The following is a 241-nucleotide window of genomic DNA, read 5'->3' as shown; positions in this document are numbered from 1 at the left end:
CCGGCTGCCAGTCCCGAGCGAGCAGTGCCGGGCGCAGGCGCCGGTCCAGCGGGTCTGCCAGCCCGTCGCCGAAGGCGAGGGCCAGGGCGCCGGTCACCAAGGCGGGCACCAGGACGGCGACGCGTATGGCGTGGCCCGCGATGGCGCGCAGGGTGTCGCCCGGCTGCGGGGCGGGCGTGAGGGTGGCGACGTGGCCGGCGAGGTCTCCGAGCGCCCAGAGGGCTCCGATGAAGACGGGGCC

The 241-nt window shown here is 78.0% G+C and carries 1 pseudogene; it reads right to left on the bottom strand.

The annotated features are described in order from the left end of the window. Positions 1-241 (bottom strand): annotated as a pseudogene (locus CVH10_RS27100) (hypothetical protein); the annotation flags it as partial.

Origin of the sequence: Halomonas sp. ND22Bw (assembly GCF_003011945.1) — a bacterium.
In the GTDB taxonomy this organism is placed as follows: Bacteria; Pseudomonadota; Gammaproteobacteria; order Pseudomonadales; family Halomonadaceae; genus Halomonas; species Halomonas halophila.
The sequence above is the reverse complement of the archived record's forward strand: the minus strand, read 5'-3'. Positions and strand labels throughout refer to the sequence as shown.